The following is an 18,168-nucleotide window of genomic DNA, read 5'->3' as shown; positions in this document are numbered from 1 at the left end:
AGGAGAACAACTATGGGTTATATTGAAGATATGAGAAATTTAGTAGGAAATCATCCACTGATTTTAATAGGTTCACACGCTATTATATTAAATGAGAACAATGAAATATTGCTGCAGCTCCGTACAGACTTTAACCGCTGGGGCATTATTGGCGGCGCCTTAGAATATAACGAAACGTTAGAAGACGCTTTAAAACGAGAAGTATATGAAGAAACTGGACTTATTATTAAAAATCCAGAACTATTCCGTACATATTCAGGACCAGATTTCTTTCAAATCTACCCAAACGGCGATCAAGTACACGGTGTACTCGTTGTTTATATTTGCCGAGAATTTCACGGTGAGCTTGTATGTGATCAAACAGAATCAAAAGAATTACGTTTCTTTCCGCTTGATGAATTACCTAGTACTCTTCATCCAGTTATTGAGGGGATTCTTCGCGATTTTCATCACTCCAATTAAAGATAAAAATAAAACAGCCTCATTCCCCGTCATGATAATGCGAAATGAGGTTGTTCATGTTAGATCGTTATCTCAATCTGATTTCCTTCAGGGTCACTTACTACACTTTCGTAGTAACCATCCCCTGTAGTACGCGGGCCATTTAACACAGCGTATCCTGCTTCTCTTAATGTATTCGTTAATTCGTTCACCTTTTCTTTACTACCTACAGAAAAAGCAATATGCGCATATCCTATTGTTTCTGTTTGTAATGCATCCTCTATCCCTACCCGCTTCATAAGTTCTAGACGCGCACCACCTTCAAAAGTTATAAAATAAGATTTAAATTGCTTTTTTGGATTATGATATAAGCTATTTTCTTCACCATTAAAGTACTGTTTATAAAAATCACGCATTCCTACTAAATCATTCACCCAAATTGCTACATGTTCAATTTTCATAATTGGCACCTTTTCTTTTATGTTATTCAACTGACAATTGGATGCTTCATTGCCAGTACATTTAATTTTCTTTATTCGTTCTCGTAATCATAAGATCAAGTCCTAGACTTTTTAATCCATATAAATAATCTTCTTTCCAATTGCTCACTGTTATTTTCGGAATATGTTCCGCCGGAATGTACTGCGGACAAGTTTTTACAATTTGATCTATAACAAATTGATTCACTTCATCATCACAGAAGATAAAGGCATGAGGGTTAATAATAGCTATACATGTAGCGATTAAACGAGTAATAGCATCTATATTATATTCCTCTGGATTATTCGAATCTTCACTTCTCAAAGCTTGTAAGAAATTTTTATTATCATACTGCGGTACGAAAGATATCTCTCCTGAGAAAAACGTACTCCCTCGTACGACGTCTCCATTTACCATAATCCCCGCACCTGGTCCATTTTGACCTGAATACAAATATACAAGAGAGGAATTGTCATAGTTTCCAGTGTTTTTATAATAACCAAGCACAGCAGCATTCATATCGTTTTCTATTACTACTGGTATAGAAAACTGTTCCTCCAAATGACTTTTCAAATTAAAATTTTGGAACTTTTCATATCCAGGAATATAAAAAATACGACCATTATCAACCGAACCAGGCACACCAATTGATATAGAGCTTATTTTTGGGAATGTAGCGATAAGACCTTCAATATGTTTAGATAATAGATTTACGCCCGTATCAATTAACATACTTGAAGTACTCCCTTGTTCTTTTACTTCCCCTAAACAGTTAAAAATTGTATAGTTCGTCTCATTTCTCTCTAAAAATATCGCTAAACCTAACATATATTCTGGATTATATTCATATCGTTTCGCTCTTCTTCCGCCACTTGAATCATCTAAACCAGCTAAAGTGACTTCACCATCTTGTTTCATTTTTTCTATAAATTTACTTATCGTCGGAAAACTAATTTCTAATGTATTACTAAGCTCAACTTTCGTTGCACTACCTCGCTCTAGAAGAACTTTACGAATGCTGCGAAGGATTGCCTCTTTAATCGATTTTTGAGTAACAAATTGTTCACTCAAATCGCTCACCACCTTAATCAACATACTTATTAAACCCTTTTAATAAGTTGCGTTGACAATATATCATACATCATTTTCTAAAGCAATAAAGATAATATATTTCTACTAGCAGTATTCCGAATGCTTCCCCTAGTATACTTAAAAATTGTGTATAACCTATGATAGAAACTTACAGCAAACGAGAAAACCAGCAAAACAAATAAGAAAAAGAGCGTTTCAAGAAGTAAGTAATGTCTTCGTACGATTTCCGCACTATTTTTCTTTATATGAAACACCTTTCACATTTTCTATACGATACGACATCTGTTTATTCATGCACTCATAAAAAACGATTTCTATAAGTCTATCGTTTTAATAACTTTAGCTGGGTTACCACCAACTACTACATTATTGGGTACATCTTTTGTCACAACTGCCCCTGAAGCAATTACAGCGTTATCTCCAATTGAAATACCAGGGTTAATAATAGCTCCCCCGCCTACCCAAACATTGTTACCAATCTTTACAGGCTTTCCATATTCTTTACCAGAATTCCGCTCTACCGGGTGTAAAGGATGTGTAGCAGTGTAAATGTGGACACCAGGTGCAAACATACAATGATCACCGATTCGAACTTCACAAACGTCTAAAATCACACAATTGAAATTTGCGAAAAAGCTCTTTCCAACATGGATATTGTAGCCGTAATCGCAACGAAAATCAGGATTAATTTGCGCTTTCCCATCAGCTGAAGAACCTAAAAGCTGATTTAATAATGTAAAACGTTGTTCATCCCCTGTCTCCATCGCCTCGTTATAAAGACGTGTTAAACGTTTTGCCTCCACCCTATCAGCTACTAATTCTTCGTCATCTGCAATATACATTTCTCCCGCCAACATCTTTTCTTTTTCTGTTTTCATAGAATCATCTCCTTTGTAATCAAATGAACCCTACTTATTAAACATCTTTATTAAGTGACTTTCATTATACTTATTAAACATGTTTAATAAGTAACCCTATAGTAGCATACTTTTTAATATATGCAACTAATAAGTTTCAAAAGAATATGCGAACTCCTTGCTTTACTCATCGATATGACGAATAAGTTATAGAGAAAAAAGAGGGAACGCTCAGTGCTCCCTCTCAAATCCAATCCGTTTCTTAATTTCTGTTAAATTTACCTTCGCAATAGTCCGCGCCCGCCCAGCACCTTTTTCCAACGCTTCATATAATAAATTCGGTTCATTCATATACATAGCATATTTCTCACGTGGCCCAGCTAATTCACGGTCTACAACGCGGAATAACTCTTTTTTCACATCGCCCCATCCGATTCCAGTCTCATATTTTTCACGTAACGACTGCATTTCATCTTCTGTCGCAAATTCTTTATATATTGTATATAACGTTTCTAGTTCTTTCGGTTCATTTGGAAGTGAAGAATCTGTTTTGATTTTAAATATTAACTTTCGTAGTTTTTCTTTCTCTGCAAATAATGGGATCACATTCCCGTAACTTTTACTCATCTTTCTTCCATCAAGCCCTGGTAATATTGCACCCTCTTCTTGTATGACATACTCCGGAAGTGTAAATGTCGTGCCGAAAGTATGATTAACATACGTCGCAATATCACGCGCAATTTCAATATGCTGAATTTGGTCTTTTCCGACTGGCACATGCGTAGCCTGAAATAGCAATATGTCAGCTGCCATTAAGATTGGATACGTATATAATCCCATATTCACTCCTGCATCGACCTCTAAACCCGCTTCTTTATTTTGCTCTACTTTCGCTTTATACGCATGAGCACGGTTCATAAGCCCTTTCGGAGTTAGGCAAGCTAATATCCAAGCTAATTCTAGAATCTCCGGCACTTCTGTTTGTCGGTAAAAAATAACATCTTCTCCAAGTCCAAGCGATAACCAAGTAGCTGCTACCTCTTTCGTATAACTACTAAACTGGCTCGGATCATGCACAGCATTTAACGCGTGATAATCTGCTATAAAATACAATGCTTTTCCTTCATTCTTCTTTGACATTTGCAACGCAGGTTTAATTGCACCAATATAATTTCCTAAATGCGGATAACCTGTCGGCTTAATTCCTGTTAACATTATTTTGTCACTCATCCTAACTCCTCCTTTCTCAAAACAAAAGAGCCCCTCATCCTTAAAAAAGGACGAGAGACTCCCGCGGTACCACCTTAATTAGCTATCTTTATAGCTCACTTCACACTTCAATAACGGGAAGTAACCGTCTTTACCTACTCATTTCAGTTAGAAGCTCCAGAGCCCATTCCATATTCATTCCTTGCTGATTCCCACCACACATCAGCTCTCTGAAAAGTTTCGAATATGTACTCTTCTCTTTCATCGCTTTTCGTTATTTTTTTACAGTTTATCACATTTCACTTCTGAACAAACCAAAATTTTCTATTTTATATAGCAGGAATTTCCACTTCAATTGTCTAATATTATATAGGTTTGCAGAAATACTCGAAACAACTTTGGAGGTTTTTTCATGGTAAAATATATATCCATTTTAGGTTCAACAGGATCTATCGGCACATCTGCATTAGATGTCGTTTCAGCTCATCCCGAACATTTTAAAATCGTCGGTTTAACCGCAAATTATAATATCGAGCTTCTTGAGCAACAAATCAAAACGTTTCAACCTCGCATTGTAAGCGTCGCGACAAAAGAATTAGCAGACACGCTTCGTACGCGTATTTCAACCAACGTAAAAATTACATACGGAACAGATGGCTTAATTGCGGTAGCTACTCACCCTGATTCAAATCTTGTATTAAGTTCCGTCGTTGGTGTTTCAGGATTACTCCCAACAATTGAAGCATTAAAAGCGAAGAAAGATATTGCCATCGCTAATAAAGAAACGTTAGTTGCAGCTGGTCATATTGTAACTGAACTGGCCAAACAAAACGGATGTCGTTTAATTCCAGTCGATAGCGAACATTCAGCTATTTTCCAATGTTTAAACGGAGAAAATAATAAAGAAATTGACAAATTAATCGTTACAGCTTCTGGCGGTGCATTCCGTGATAAAACACGTGAAGAAATGAACACTCTACAAGCAAAAGATGCCTTAAAGCACCCAAACTGGTTAATGGGGGCAAAATTAACGATTGATTCTGCCACATTAATGAATAAAGGATTCGAAGTAATGGAAGCAAGATGGCTATTTGATATTCCTTATGAAAAAATTGATGTAATGATTCATAAAGAAAGTATTATTCATTCTTTAGTAGAGTTTATTGATGGATCAGTTATTGCGCAGCTCGGTGCTCCTGATATGAGGATGCCGATTCAATATGCGTTTCACTACCCTACTCGGCTACCTTCTTCCTATGAAAAATTAAATTTATTAGAAATCGGTAGTTTACATTTTGAAAAACCAGATTTAGAGAAGTTTCCTTGTCTACAATACGCATATGAATGTGGCAAAATTGGTGGTACTACTCCTGCTGTATTAAACGCAGCAAATGAAATTGCGAATGCACTATTCTTAAAAAATGAAACTGCCTTTTTCGATATTGAAAAAACAATTTACAAAACAGTTGAAGCCCATCATAACGTAAAAGATCCTTCACTAGATGCTATATTAGAAGCGGATCAATGGGCACGCCAATATGCACATCAATTGTTAATAAAAAAGAGCTAAAACAGATAATACTGTTTTAGCTCTTTTTCCTACGTATTCAACTTAACAAATCGATAACCATGCGTTACTAACACTTTTAATATCGCATATCCTGGGATTGCTAAAATAATCCCCATAATTCCAAATAAATTTCCGGCAGTTAAAATAATAAAAATGATAGTAATCGGGTGAATATCTAGCTTTTTCCCCATGACTTGCGGAGAAATAAATTTACCTTCTGCTAATTGTACAACCATCATAACAATAATTACCTTTAAAACCATTCCTGGCGAATCAATAAATGCGATAATTAATGCTGGAGTTATTGCGATAATTGGTCCTACGTACGGAACGATATTTACAATCATCGCTAAAATAGCGAGTAGTACTGCATATTTAATACCGATAATAAGGTAACCAATTAATAGCATAATACCGATAAATAAGCTAACGATAATTTGTCCTCTAATATACGAGCTAATCGCATAATGCATATCGTCTAGTATTCTCATCGCTGCTGGTCGTCTTTGTTCTGAAATAAACTTTAAAAAGTGATTTGGTAATTGCTCACCATCTTTTAAAAGATAGAACAATATAAACGGAACCATTACAAACGTTAAAACGACCTCTGTAATAGTACTTAAAAATCCAGTTACATTTCCTGTTACTGATGATAAAGATTTCGTAAAATCAACTGTATAGTCTTTTACCATACTCGCTACATCAATATTTAAATTCTCCTGAATTTTTCCTAGTAAATTACTTTCCCCAAATCTACGTGCTGCTCGTTCAATTTCATGACCGAAATACGGTAAGTTATCTATTAATGCGTCAATTTGATCTTTAATAATAGGAATAACCGTTAAAACTAAAAACACAAATAATCCAATTACGATTAAGTATATCGAGGCTATCGATACGATTCTTGAAACACCTTTCTTTTCTAAAAGCGAAACGAATGGATGCAAAATATAAAATAGCACGCCCGCTAATAATACCGGGAAGAAAATTGTTTTTAAAAAGACGATAAACGGTGTAAAAACAAATGATATTTTTGTTAGTAATAAAATATTAATGAACAATAGTGCAAACCCAAGTAACACTGCTAAATAATTGTGTTCTCTAAAAAATTTTTTCAACTTATCTCGTTTTCTTAAACTTACTTTCTCCAATAAAACCACCTCTTCGAATGATGAAAAGCCCTTATATAGGGCTTTTTATCATAATATAACTCTTTATTTCCTTGCAGCTTTCACTACAAATGATACAATAAGAACGAGAACAATTGATCCTAATAAAGCTGGTACAATATGAATACCACCTAGTGATGGACCCCAATCTCCAAATAATTTACCGCCTAACCAAGCTCCTAATAAACCAGCAATTATATTTCCAAACATGCCAGCAGGAAAGTCTTTACCTGTAATAGAACCTGCAATTGCACCTATAATAGCACCAACTATTAATGTGATAATCCACCCCATCTTTAGTCCTCCATTTCTATTATAGTGTAATTCAATTTAGCTACTAACTTATTGTGTAACTATGTAATTATTATATCCAAAAAAGAAAAATCTTGTCAAATCTATGAAAATACAGCCAACAAGGAGGTTTCTATTCTATGATTCAAAAATTAATAACAACTTCTCACAAAACTGCAACTTCTATTTTAAGCATTCAAATACCCGCTTATGAAATTGAGGCGAAATATATAAATAGTACAGCTATCCCTCGCCTTTATGATACTGTAGCCGATATTCAATCTTGTGATGAAATTTTTTACGGCTATTTTTTTGAAGATACACTTGCTGGGTTTATTTCTTTTAAAATGGATGAAGAGGAAGTAGATATTCATCGTTTAGTAGTATCCCCCGATCATTTTCATAAAGGGATTGCAACAAAACTACTACTTTATGTATTTGACATGTTCTCCCCTTCCAAAACATATATTGTACAAACAGGAAAAGAAAATACCCCTGCTCTGTCTTTATATAAAAAACATGGCTTTATTGCAGTAAAGGAGATCATATTACCCGATGGAGTGGTTTTAACTTCACTTAAAAAATCAGAAAACAACAAATAGTTTGACTCATTAATTTATTTATGTTATCTTTTACTTTATAAAACCTTTTGCTGAGTCCAAAATTTGGAGCGGGGGAACCATTTTTGTAGCTTTGCTACTTGGGGCGAATCTTATTTAAGTAGGGAAACTCTCACTTCCCGAGTCCGACAGCTAACCTCGTAAGCGTAATGGGAGAGGAAGGTGCTTTTTGCCTATGTTACACATTTTACCTCCTTAATAATAAATATGGGATCGATACCAAATAGTCACCTATATTTATAGAAAAGGAGACATGCACTATGTTACGTTTATCTGATCACGCAATAAAAATGATGGAGCAAAGACTTCGACTCGAACAACATCGCACATATCAAGCAAATAAAATTGTAGATAACTTACATCACAAATACTTCTTTCAACATATTTTTCAGCCGAAAAGATAAAGAAATGGTTCATTTAACATCAAAAACACAAGGTGTGTCTAAAAAGCATCCCTTGTGTTTTTTATTTTTCTTATAAAATTCTCACTACATTTAAACTTGCTGTAATCGCACCCGCTATGGTCGTTACATGCCCTACCCCTAACGGACCATTTTGTAATATTAATGTTGAATTGGCACTCGTTACATTCACAAGAAGCGTATTTGAAATGGCTGGTTCAATTACTACAGTTGACGTCGTTACGTTTTGTATAAAACTCCCTGTTAGTTGAGCTCCGTTTAATAATAATCTGACAGATACTGTCTCATTCCCACCACTTGCATCTCCTTGAAAATAATAACTTACCAAATATATTCCTGGCGTAGATACAGTAACCGTTGTGGCACTAGTTAAAGATACACCTGTTCCATATACTGTAGATCCACTATTGATTGGAATATTGGCATTGGCTGCAATTGCACTTGTTGAGGTAGAAAAGAAATAGCCGCCACCTGTTGATATTGCAGATGATCCTGTTGCTCCTGTTAAGCCGGTTGGACCCGTGGCTCCTGTTGGGCCTGTTACTCCTGTTGCACCAGTCGCTCCAGTTATGCCTTGTATGCCTTGGATTCCAGTCGGGCCTGTTGCACCAGTCGCTCCAGTCGCTCCGGTTGCTCCGGTTGCTCCCGTCACACCTTGTGGACCTTGGATTCCTTGGATTCCTTGTGGGCCTGTTATTCCAGTAACTCCGGTTGCTCCCGTCGGACCCGTTATCCCCTGTGGACCTTGGATTCCTTGCACGCCTTGTGGACCCGTTGCTCCTGTCGCTCCGGTTGCTCCCGCCTGCCCAGTTACGCCTTGGGGTCCTTGAATACCTTGAGGACCTTGAGGACCCGTTACTCCAGTTGGACCTGTTGCTCCAGTTGCTCCTGTTGGTCCCGTCGAGCCGGTTATCCCTTGAATTCCTTGCGGTCCTGTTGGGCCGGTTGGGCCTATTACACCTTGAATTCCTTGTATACCTTGTATGCCTTGTGGACCCGTTACTCCTTGTGGTCCTTGAATTCCCTGTATACCTTGAGGACCTGTTGCTCCAGTCGGACCGGTCGGGCCTTGGGGTCCTTGCACACCTTGGATTCCTTGGGGGCCGGTTGGACCGATATTTCCTTGAGGGCCCTGTATTCCTTGAATTCCTTGTGGACCGGTTGGGCCTGTTATGCCGCTCGGTCCTTGTACTCCTTGGATTCCTTGGGGCCCAGTTGGTCCCTGTATTCCTTGTATCCCTTGTAGCCCCTGTAAACCTGTTGGACCCGTTGCTCCTCTTACACCTTGCTCACCTTGTATGCCTTGAATTCCTTGTGGGCCTGCCTGCCCGATTGGACCCTGCGCCCCTTGCACGCCTTGCGGGCCTGTTGGACCGGTTGCTCCTACCGGTCCCTGTATCCCTTGTAAACCTTGTAAACCGGTTGGACCTGTTACTCCCATTACACCTTGAGGTCCTTGAATACCTTGATCACCCGTTGGACCAGTTGCCCCCATTGGTCCCTGCACTCCTTGCAACCCAGTTAAACCTGTTGCTCCAGTTGGTCCCTGTACTCCTTGCACTCCTTGAATTCCAGTCGCCCCTGTTGCTCCAGTCGCTCCTGTTGCTCCGGTCGCTCCCGTCGGACCTGTTGGACCTCCTGGTGATCCTGCTGGACCGGTTGGACCGGTCGGACCTCCTGGCGGACCTGTTGGGCCGGTTGCTCCGGTTGGACCTGTTGCAGATCCCGTTGCACCAGTTACTCCGGTTGGGCCAGTCGATCCTGTTGGACCTGGATCCCCTTGCAAGCCTGTTGGGCCGGTTGGTCCTATTACACCTTGCACTCCTTGTATTCCTTGAAAGCCTGTTGGACCGGTTAGCCCCATCTCACCTTGTGGACCTTGTAAACCTTGGACGCCGGTTGCCCCTGTTGGTCCCATTGGTCCTTGTTCTCCTTGAATTCCTTGAGATCCTGTTGGACCAGTCGGGCCAATTGGTCCCTGAATACCTTGTATACCTGTTACCCCTTGTAAACCACTATTCCCTAAATTCCCTTGAACACCTTGTATACCCGTATTTCCTGTTGGGCCAGTCGGACCTATTTCACCTTGTACTCCTTGTATACCTTGTATTCCTGTTGGACCGGTTGGACCAATTTCTCCTTGTATACCTTGTATTCCTTGTATTCCTGTTAGACCTGTTTCTCCCATTGGCCCAGGTATACCTTGTATCCCTTGAATTCCAGTTGGGCCAGTCGGACCTCGTTCGCCTTGAATACCTTGAACACCTTGAATCCCTTGTGGACCTTGTTCCCCTATCGGCCCTTGACTCCCTTGAGCACCCCGTGGTCCTGTTAAACCAGTTGGACCGGTTGGGCCAATCTCTCCCTGCACCCCTTGCGCTCCTTGAATTCCTGTTGGACCGGTTGGACCGATTGGACCTTGCACGCCTTGTATTCCTTGCGGTCCAGTCGGCCCACCTAAAGAACCTGTCGGACCTGTTGGACCGGTTGGACCTGTAATACCTGAAGGCAGAAAAGGAATAGGTGCTTGAAACTTACTACACTTATCTTGATCCTTCACAAGCATCTCCCCCCGTTTATAATGCGTCAAACTATTTTTAATATATTTAAACTAGCTGTTATCACACCAGATAATGTCGTTACGTGCCCAATAGCTAATGGACCATTTTGTAATGACAAGGTGGAATTTGGAGAAGTAACTTCAATGACCATCGTATTCGAAACTGCTGGTTCTAATACAAAAGTACCTCCTGTAACATAAAAAATAAAACTCCCTGTGACTTGTGTTCCATTTAAAGTAAGCCTCACGGAAATCGTTTCATTCCCCCCATTTGGATCACCTTGAAAATAATAGCTTACTAAATATATTCCCGGCGTACTTAACGTTACAGTTGTTGCATTTGTTAAACTTACACCAGAACCAAAAACTGTAGATCCAGAATTAATTGGTATGAATGCATTCGCTGCAATTGTACTCGTTGAAGTAGAAAAGAAATAACCGCCCCCGCTAGGTAAGCCAGTCGCTCCAGTCGCTCCCGCTATTCCCAAGAAGCCTATTGAACCTGCACTACCAGTTGCGCCTGTCGGTCCCACCACGCCACTTGGTCCCTGACTACCTTGCGCTCCAACCGGTCCTGTACTTCCGCTAACTCCCGTCATCCCTATTACACCAGCCTGACCCTGCAAGCCTTGAATACCTTGAATTCCTTGTATGCCTTGTGGACCTGTTGCTCCTGTATTTCCTGTCGGTCCCGTTATCCCTTGTAGCCCTATAATTCCTTGCACTCCTTGAATACCTTGTAATCCCGTCGCTCCGGTTGCTCCCATCGCTCCAGTTTCACCAGCTTCACCAGTAATTCCAACATTTCCTTGTAGGCCTTGGGGTCCTTGACTACCTTGTGCCCCTTGAACTCCTTGAGAACCAGTTATCCCGTTTTCTCCTAGATTCCCTTGGGAACCTCTAATTCCTTGCGCACCTGTCGGACCTGTTATTCCTTGTATGCCTTGCATTCCTTGAGAGCCTTGCGCTCCTGTTGGGCCTACTATACCTTGTATTCCTTGAGGTCCTTGCAAACCAATAGCTCCAGTCGGCCCTATTATTCCTTGCACTCCTTGAGGACCTTGTGCACCTTGAGGACCGGTCAATCCCGTTATCCCTTGTATCCCTTGAACTCCTTGTATTCCTTGTACTCCAGCTGCCCCTGTTTCTCCTCGGATTCCTTGTGCACCTTGTATGCCTTGTGCTCCAGCTGGCCCGGTTGCGCCTTGTATGCCTTGTGCACCTTGAGCTCCTGCAGCTCCTGCCACTCCTGTTGGACCTTGTATACCTTGTAACCCTTGCATTCCTTGTGCTCCTGTTGGACCTGTTACTCCTTGTATACCTTGCACTCCTTTAGGACCTTCTGCACCCGTTGGACCGATTTCTCCCTGCGGACCTTGTATTCCTTGTGGACCTTCTACACCAGTTGCTCCTGTTATTCCTTGTAACCCTTGGGGCCCCTGTGCTCCTTGAAATCCAACCGCTCCAACTACACCTCGAGCTCCTTGCGCTCCTCTTACACCTTGAGGACCAGTTGGACCAGTTATTCCTTGTAACCCTTGTGCTCCTATCGCACCAGTTCCCCCTGTTACACCCCGCGCACCAGTTGCTCCCGTTGGACCTGTTGGCCCCCCAGGTGGACCGGGTGGACCAGCTGGACCAGTCACTCCACTTGACGGACCAACTGGACCGGTAACTCCTGTTGGCCCTCCAGGTGGACCTTCTGCACCTTGTGTACCGGTAGGTCCGGTTGCTCCTGTTATCCCTCGTACTCCTTTTGCTCCTTGAAAACCGGTAGAACCTCTTACTCCTTGTGTCCCTTGTATCCCTTGTGGCCCTTGTGGACCTGTTACACCTGTTATTCCCTTTATTCCGCTTATACCTTGAGGGCCTTGTGGACCAGTAGAACCGGTTGGGCCTACTACACCTTGTATCCCTTGATCACCTTGGTGTCCTTGCTCTCCAGTAATTCCTTGTATTCCTTTTGGACCTTCTTCCCCTTGTATACCTGTAGTTCCGTCCTCCCCTTGTATTCCTTGCGCTCCTTGGGCACCTTGGGGACCTGTTACACCTGTAATACCAGCTTCCCCTATCACACCTTGCATTCCTTGTACTCCCGTTTGTCCTCGCTCACCTATCTCTCCTTGTATTCCTTGTGGACCTTGTATACCTTGACTACCAGTAGGGCCTGTAATTCCTTGTATTCCTTCTGGTCCTTGTACTCCAATATCACCAATTAGACCTTGGTTTCCGATTAACCCTTGAGCACCTTGGAGACCAGTTGGACCAGTTATACCTTGCTCTCCTGTATCACCAATAGCTCCTTGTATTCCTTGTGCTCCTGTTGTCCCTCGGGGACCTTGTATTCCCCTGATACCTTGAGGACCTTGAGGCCCAGTTGCTCCCGTCGGGCCAGTCACCCCTGTAGGACCAACAGGACCTTCATGCCCTCCAGTTGGACCAATCGGGCCACTATTACCAGTTGGGCCAGTTGCTCCTATAAGCGGAAGAGGCAGTGCCACTCCAAATTTTTTGCACTTTCTATAATGACGCACAACAATCCCCCTTCCCCAAAATAATTACACCTTTTATATGAAATGCATTTTTATAAGAAAAGTACACATCTGACCTCATTTTTTAAAAAATAAAGAAGCCTATCATTTCATTCATTTGAAATAATAGGCTTCTTTTTATAAAACACTTTACTTTCTCGCCTTAATAATAAAAGTAGTTGGCACCATTCTAGCTTTATGTAAAGAATAATATTTCGGAGACGGCTCAGCTAGTTCTTCATCAAACGAGCTCGATGGTTCAGGCTCTTCTATTCTCTCAATTGTAAATCCGGCTCTATGTAACTCATTTATGTATGTACTTATTTTTCTCTTATATAATGTCGCTTGTACATCCTCCCCTTTAAATGTTTCAAACGTAATAGGAGTTTCTTCATGATAAGACGAGCTGAAAGCAATCTCCTCTGTTCCATACATTAAGTTTGAATATACGGGATGCTCCCAGCTAAAAACAAAGCTTCCTCCTGGCTTTACATACGAATAAATCAATTCCAACGTTTTTCTTAAATCTGAAGTCCAACCTAATGCATAAATGGAATATACAATATCAAAATACCCTTTCGGAATATCCACTTCCTCTTCCATTGCTCCACATATTAACTTTGGATTCCACGACTGTAATGTTTTATGTGCCGTTTCGATTTGTGTGCTCGAAAGATCAAGTCCCCACAATTCTTCTGCGCCATGTTCCGCCATATATTGCAACGAATGCCCACTTCCACATCCAATATCAAGAACCTTTTTACCTTTAATTGAATCGAACAAATGAATCTCATCTTCAGACGCTGTATACGGGCCATATTTCGGTAAACAATCCACTTGAAAGAAATAAGGTGCAACTGTATCCCAACACTTTTTATTTAAAGCTAACATTTGTGTACCCTTCATATTCTACATTCCCCCATTCCATTTTCTTCCCCTAATTTAAATTACACATTATAACCCGATCTTCCTTTTCTTTTCGCTCGATAATTTTTCACTTTCGCAATCGTACCGCACGCTCTCCCTCCTTCTTCTCCAGCGTACATACCGCACCATCTTTTACTTCCATTTCGTGAATTGTCATAGAATACCCAGCGGCAATCTGGACATGCTTTTAACCTCCCCCATAAATTTTCTTGAACTGCTATTAAAACAATGCTTAATACTTTTGTATATACAGTTTCTTCGTGTATTGGTTCATACGTAATACCTTTCATATCTTCCATTACATGTACATGAAATGGATATTTCTCTAACCACTTTTGCAATGATCCTTCACCTTCAATTGCCGCCCGAATATCTTCTCGAAAACTTTTTAATTCCTCTATCGTATGAAATGTAAACTCTTCATGAAAATATTCTTTCATAAAAAGCTTTATATCCTCTTCTGTTTGCAGCAAATCAATTGCTTCTCTCGTATCGTTTGGTATTCTCCATGTATTTAAAAATTCTCGAATATACTCTAATTCGTTTGGTGCGTTTTGGCTCAATTCCATTCACCTTCTTCTTAAAATTTACTTTTTTCTGACTTTGTGTATAATTATAATATAAAATAGTTAACCATCAAATGATTTTACTGGTTACATAATTAGGAGGGGTTTTATGAAAAGTTTCTCAATACCGATACGTTTCATGCTTATTTCTTCATTTTTTATGTCTTTTGGGTATTTTGCAGTATACGCATTTTTAGCTATTTATCTATTAAGCTTTCTTCATTTTTCAACTTTTCAAGTCGGAACAGTGTTGACAGTTATAATAATTACATCACGGGTTATCCCTTTATTCTCAGGTTTAATTGCTGACAAAATAGGCTATATCATTATGATGATAGCCGGATTATTTTTAAGAGGAATCGGATTTATCGCTTTAGGAATATGCTCTGATTTCTATACAGTTTCTATTTCTTCTGCACTTATTGGCTTCGGAACTGCATTTTACGAACCTGCTGCGCGCGCTATATTTGGCTCACAGCCAGCTCATTTGCGAAAAAATTTATTTACATATTTAAACCTTAGCTTTAATTGCGGTGCAATAATCGGACCAATTGCAGGAGGGTTCTTACTCTTACTCGATCCAATCTATGCTTTCTCTCTAACAGGATCTCTTATGCTGTTATTTGCTTTAATCTTTTACTTACTTAAAAACCACTTCCAAGTCACTACTGAAAGTACGTCTATTGCATTAGGAATACAGACTATCTTACAAAACAAGTCTTTCCTTCTGTTTTCATTTATCATGATCTTCTTCTATATTATGTTTACTCAGCTTACTGTCGCACTTCCACTTCATATGAAAAACATTAGTAATAGCAATCAGCTTGCTACATTAGTCATTACGATAAATGCAATAACAGGCGTCATATTTATGGTGTTATTTCGAAAACTCTTTCACAAATACAACACGCTTTCATTTATTAAATACGGTATTTTATTAATGAGTATTTCCTTTTTACTCATCCCTTTATTTCAACACCCATATTGGCTATTTATTTGTGTAATTTTCTTTACAATTGGTGAAACACTCGTATTACCTAACGCTGATATCGCTATTGCAAATTACAGTAATGAATCATATACAGCTACTTTCTTCGGATTTTATCAATTATCACTCGCATTTGGTTTTATCATCGGTAATTATACCGGTACATGGTTTAAATCCAAATTAAACGGAATGTATACACCATGGCTTATTTTCGGGGGAATAGGACTTATTGGTTTTATTTCACTTCATATTTTAAATATAAAAAAAGAGCGCTCTAAAGAAGATATATACCTACTAGAAAAATATTGATACTCAACAATAAGTAAACTTTTCAATCTCCCTTAAATTTGATTTACACCCCGCCCTGATTTACATATTATGGTACAATCAAAAGAGTACTAGCTAAGCATTTACGCTCCACACTAGCAATCTAACAATGCCAAAATCAAAAATTACATAGAATCGGGGGGATGTTATGAAAAAGAAATTAATTGTTCTTCTATTCACCGGAATCATATTATCCGGATGTTCAGCTATTGCAGAAAATTCTTTAGAAACCGGAAACGGCAGTATCGCATTATTAACACCAACGATTACAACAAAAGATAATGAATTAGAAATTAAGACTGAAGGTATTGATGAAAATAAAGTAACTTTTATTTATGTCGCTAATAAAAAAGTGTTAGAGCAAAAGCTAAAAAATGGTGAATCCTACAAGCTTAACATTAAAGATATCGAACACGCTCATCGGACAGACTACAAACCAAAAGTTCAACTTTTGCAAACGAAAGATGATAATGATGATGGAGAAATAGTAACCTTCAAACAAGTTAGATATACAGTTAAAAACTAATTTTAAAGTTGTTTCATTATAAATGTAACGAACGAAAATATACTTTTAACAGTAGATACATGTAAGGGGTGCTAACATGAAAAAACGATGGATTTCTTGGTGGATCGGTAACCTATTTTGGATTATCATTTTTGGAATATGGGCGGCTATTATTTGGTTACGAGAGGTTGATGGTGCTGGTGTTATTCAAACACCTGAAATTAAATCCATATCACTTATCGTTATATTAATCGCGTTTATCATACCGGTATTTTTTCAAGTTATATGGCTAATCATTAATTTGAGGATGAGTAGAAAAAATAATTATACGATTTAGCTTTTCAATTAACAATAAAAAAGAGAGGAATCTACATCAAAATAGATTCCTCCCTTTTACATTTGGGCTTATACTGCGCTTTTCATGCAGCACTACTCCTCTTTTTTACGATGCGTGTTCATCTTTCTTCTTCATTAACGCTCTCTTCTTCATCGCCTTCGTTAAATATCCACCTTTAAATGAACGAATTTCATAAGAAGACATAAACGCTTTCGGTGCAATTTCATTAATAATTTCTAACAGTTCTTTTTCTCTAGAACGCTTTGCAACGATATCTAAGCGATAACGTATCGAATTAATACCTTCGCCTTCAAATACTGTAACGCCAAATCCAGAGTGACGTAACTCATCTACTAATTCATTACAACGGTCTAGTAAACTAACTTGATACGTAATATAACCAATTGCTAATTTATTCTCTATATAACCGCCTAATAACAGTCCTGCACTAAAGCCAATGACATAGGCAACGATGTTCATCCAATTTGATAAATCTTGAAACACAATACCTAAACTGACAATGTAAATAGCTCCTTCTAACAATCCTACGCCAGCAGCGGATCTTGTTTGATTCTTTACAAGCAAAATCGTACGAATTGTTAAAATTGGAACGTAAATAATTTGAAGCACAAAAATAAGTAGCGCTTGTAACATTGGTATCCACCTCTTTCAAAAAGTCTTTTGTCATGATAACATACATAACCTTTAGAAATCGATGGGTTTTTAAAAATTTTTTTATTATTTTTCATACTATTGAAAAACGCAAAAAAGAAGCGTATTATATTTGTCGTTAATTTGGTTACTTGTATCAAATCACTAAAATAAAAAGGAACCCTATTAGGTCCCTTTCATCATAGCTCTATGTTTTTCGAAGTACGTTCCCTTTTCTTCTCTTCTTCTTTCACTAACTGCATATTTGCATAAGCTAAATTCGCAATCATTAAAAAGTGACCACCTAAAATGCCTGTACCAAATGCCCACATTTCCATTTCATGCTCAATTTCATACATGATGATAGCTCCTAAAATGGCAGCTGCAAATCGGTTTAGAACTCCTAATCCTGGAGCCCTTTCCTTCATTACGATACTTTTCCCAAGTTTCTCCACCCTGCGAGCTAATAACCAAAGGCAATATGCACTTACAGCTAATCCGATACCAAACCCTGTTACTTGTTTTCCAAACGGAGTAATCGTCCACATAAGTAGTAAACCACTAAAGATTACATACAATTGTAATCGATATACACGTAAGGCTTCTTGAATCAAAATATCCGCTC

The 18,168-nt window shown here is 39.0% G+C and carries 19 protein-coding genes, 1 riboswitch and 1 other annotated feature; of the genes, 7 read left to right on the top strand and 12 right to left on the bottom strand.

The annotated features are described in order from the left end of the window. Nucleotides 1-12: 12 nt before the first annotated feature. Nucleotides 13-462 carry an NUDIX hydrolase gene (locus PDK19_RS23015; RefSeq protein ID WP_000540475.1) on the top strand — a complete coding sequence of 150 codons (450 nt, stop codon included), beginning with the start codon at nucleotides 13-15 and terminating at the stop codon, nucleotides 460-462. A gap of 59 nt (nucleotides 463-521) precedes the next feature. Here PDK19_RS23015 and PDK19_RS23010 read toward each other — a convergent pair whose 3' ends face one another. The 4 genes from PDK19_RS23010 to PDK19_RS22995 form a co-directional block, all read right to left on the bottom strand. Continuing rightward, entirely contained in the window at nucleotides 522-902 is a 381-nt protein-coding gene (locus tag PDK19_RS23010) for a VOC family protein (protein ID WP_000687577.1), read from the bottom strand. Between the two features lie 61 nt (nucleotides 903-963). Further along, nucleotides 964-1,992, bottom strand: a complete 1,029-nt coding sequence (locus PDK19_RS23005) for an ROK family transcriptional regulator (protein ID WP_270708113.1) — start codon at nucleotides 1,990-1,992, stop codon at nucleotides 964-966. Nucleotides 1,993-2,327: 335 nt separating this feature from the next. After that, a complete protein-coding gene (locus tag PDK19_RS23000) occupies nucleotides 2,328-2,891 on the bottom strand; it encodes a maltose O-acetyltransferase (RefSeq protein WP_147806959.1) in 564 nt (187 codons plus the stop codon). A 210-nt stretch (nucleotides 2,892-3,101) separates the two neighbouring features. After that, nucleotides 3,102-4,100 carry a tryptophan--tRNA ligase gene (locus PDK19_RS22995; RefSeq protein ID WP_074567520.1) on the bottom strand — a complete coding sequence of 333 codons (999 nt, stop codon included), beginning with the start codon at nucleotides 4,098-4,100 and terminating at the stop codon, nucleotides 3,102-3,104. Nucleotides 4,101-4,143: 43 nt separating this feature from the next. Further along, nucleotides 4,144-4,353: a binding site (T-box leader), on the bottom strand. 138 nt (nucleotides 4,354-4,491) lie between these two features. On the opposite strand from PDK19_RS22995, the gene PDK19_RS22990 reads away from it, so the two are divergent. Beyond that, a complete protein-coding gene (locus tag PDK19_RS22990) occupies nucleotides 4,492-5,649 on the top strand; it encodes a 1-deoxy-D-xylulose-5-phosphate reductoisomerase (protein WP_000241813.1) in 1,158 nt (385 codons plus the stop codon). Nucleotides 5,650-5,678: 29 nt separating this feature from the next. Here the strand turns inward: PDK19_RS22990 and PDK19_RS22985 are convergent, their stop codons facing one another. Both PDK19_RS22985 and PDK19_RS22980 read right to left on the bottom strand, forming a co-directional pair. Continuing rightward, a complete protein-coding gene (locus tag PDK19_RS22985) occupies nucleotides 5,679-6,800 on the bottom strand; it encodes an AI-2E family transporter (RefSeq protein WP_000416969.1) in 1,122 nt (373 codons plus the stop codon). Nucleotides 6,801-6,863: 63 nt separating this feature from the next. Then, nucleotides 6,864-7,112 (bottom strand): GlsB/YeaQ/YmgE family stress response membrane protein, encoded by a 249-nt coding sequence (locus tag PDK19_RS22980; RefSeq protein ID WP_000539717.1) that lies wholly within the window; start codon nucleotides 7,110-7,112, stop codon nucleotides 6,864-6,866. Between the two features lie 137 nt (nucleotides 7,113-7,249). Between PDK19_RS22980 and PDK19_RS22975 the strand changes: the two genes are divergently transcribed. After that, a complete protein-coding gene (locus PDK19_RS22975; protein ID WP_000615111.1) occupies nucleotides 7,250-7,711 on the top strand; it encodes a GNAT family N-acetyltransferase in 462 nt (153 codons plus the stop codon). A 38-nt stretch (nucleotides 7,712-7,749) separates the two neighbouring features. Beyond that, nucleotides 7,750-7,892, top strand: a riboswitch (cyclic di-AMP (ydaO/yuaA leader). A 97-nt stretch (nucleotides 7,893-7,989) separates the two neighbouring features. After that, nucleotides 7,990-8,133 carry a hypothetical protein gene (locus tag PDK19_RS22970; protein WP_000945244.1) on the top strand — a complete coding sequence of 48 codons (144 nt, stop codon included), beginning with the start codon at nucleotides 7,990-7,992 and terminating at the stop codon, nucleotides 8,131-8,133. Between the two features lie 70 nt (nucleotides 8,134-8,203). Here the strand turns inward: PDK19_RS22970 and PDK19_RS22965 are convergent, their stop codons facing one another. From PDK19_RS22965 to PDK19_RS22950, 4 genes are all read right to left on the bottom strand, one after another. Then, nucleotides 8,204-10,717: a BC_3345 family exosporium-associated protein gene (locus tag PDK19_RS22965; protein WP_061680716.1), complete on the bottom strand. Its 2,514-nt coding sequence runs from the start codon at nucleotides 10,715-10,717 to the stop codon at nucleotides 8,204-8,206. A gap of 20 nt (nucleotides 10,718-10,737) precedes the next feature. Further along, the gene (locus PDK19_RS22960) at nucleotides 10,738-13,245 is read right to left on the bottom strand and encodes a collagen-like protein (protein ID WP_270708110.1); all 2,508 of its coding nucleotides are present in this window, start codon (nucleotides 13,243-13,245) and stop codon (nucleotides 10,738-10,740) included. Nucleotides 13,246-13,392: 147 nt separating this feature from the next. After that, nucleotides 13,393-14,148 carry a class I SAM-dependent methyltransferase gene (locus PDK19_RS22955; RefSeq protein WP_000679189.1) on the bottom strand — a complete coding sequence of 252 codons (756 nt, stop codon included), beginning with the start codon at nucleotides 14,146-14,148 and terminating at the stop codon, nucleotides 13,393-13,395. Nucleotides 14,149-14,189: 41 nt separating this feature from the next. Next, nucleotides 14,190-14,732: a CGNR zinc finger domain-containing protein gene (locus PDK19_RS22950; protein ID WP_014893586.1), complete on the bottom strand. Its 543-nt coding sequence runs from the start codon at nucleotides 14,730-14,732 to the stop codon at nucleotides 14,190-14,192. A 112-nt stretch (nucleotides 14,733-14,844) separates the two neighbouring features. Between PDK19_RS22950 and PDK19_RS22945 the strand changes: the two genes are divergently transcribed. The 3 genes from PDK19_RS22945 (at nucleotide 14,845) to PDK19_RS22935 (ending at nucleotide 16,892) form a co-directional block, all read left to right on the top strand. Further along, nucleotides 14,845-16,032, top strand: coding sequence for an MDR family MFS transporter (locus PDK19_RS22945; RefSeq protein ID WP_000834832.1), 1,188 nt, complete (start codon nucleotides 14,845-14,847; stop codon nucleotides 16,030-16,032). Nucleotides 16,033-16,198: 166 nt separating this feature from the next. Next, nucleotides 16,199-16,576: a hypothetical protein gene (locus PDK19_RS22940; protein ID WP_074567523.1), complete on the top strand. Its 378-nt coding sequence runs from the start codon at nucleotides 16,199-16,201 to the stop codon at nucleotides 16,574-16,576. Nucleotides 16,577-16,652: 76 nt separating this feature from the next. Continuing rightward, entirely contained in the window at nucleotides 16,653-16,892 is a 240-nt protein-coding gene (locus PDK19_RS22935) for a DUF3923 family protein (protein ID WP_000747688.1), read from the top strand. A gap of 105 nt (nucleotides 16,893-16,997) precedes the next feature. Here PDK19_RS22935 and PDK19_RS22930 read toward each other — a convergent pair whose 3' ends face one another. Together PDK19_RS22930 and PDK19_RS22925 are read right to left on the bottom strand one after the other, a co-directional pair. After that, nucleotides 16,998-17,546: a DUF2179 domain-containing protein gene (locus tag PDK19_RS22930; RefSeq protein ID WP_000938438.1), complete on the bottom strand. Its 549-nt coding sequence runs from the start codon at nucleotides 17,544-17,546 to the stop codon at nucleotides 16,998-17,000. A 197-nt stretch (nucleotides 17,547-17,743) separates the two neighbouring features. Continuing rightward, complete coding sequence (locus tag PDK19_RS22925) at nucleotides 17,744-18,157, bottom strand: ATP synthase subunit I (protein ID WP_000613881.1); 414 nt, start codon at nucleotides 18,155-18,157, stop codon at nucleotides 17,744-17,746. Between the last annotated feature and the right edge of the window lie 11 nt (nucleotides 18,158-18,168).

The organism is Bacillus cereus group sp. BcHK124 (assembly GCF_027712065.1).
In the GTDB taxonomy this organism is placed as follows: Bacteria; Bacillota; Bacilli; order Bacillales; family Bacillaceae_G; genus Bacillus_A; species Bacillus_A pacificus.
This window is presented reverse-complemented; position numbering and strand designations above follow the sequence as displayed.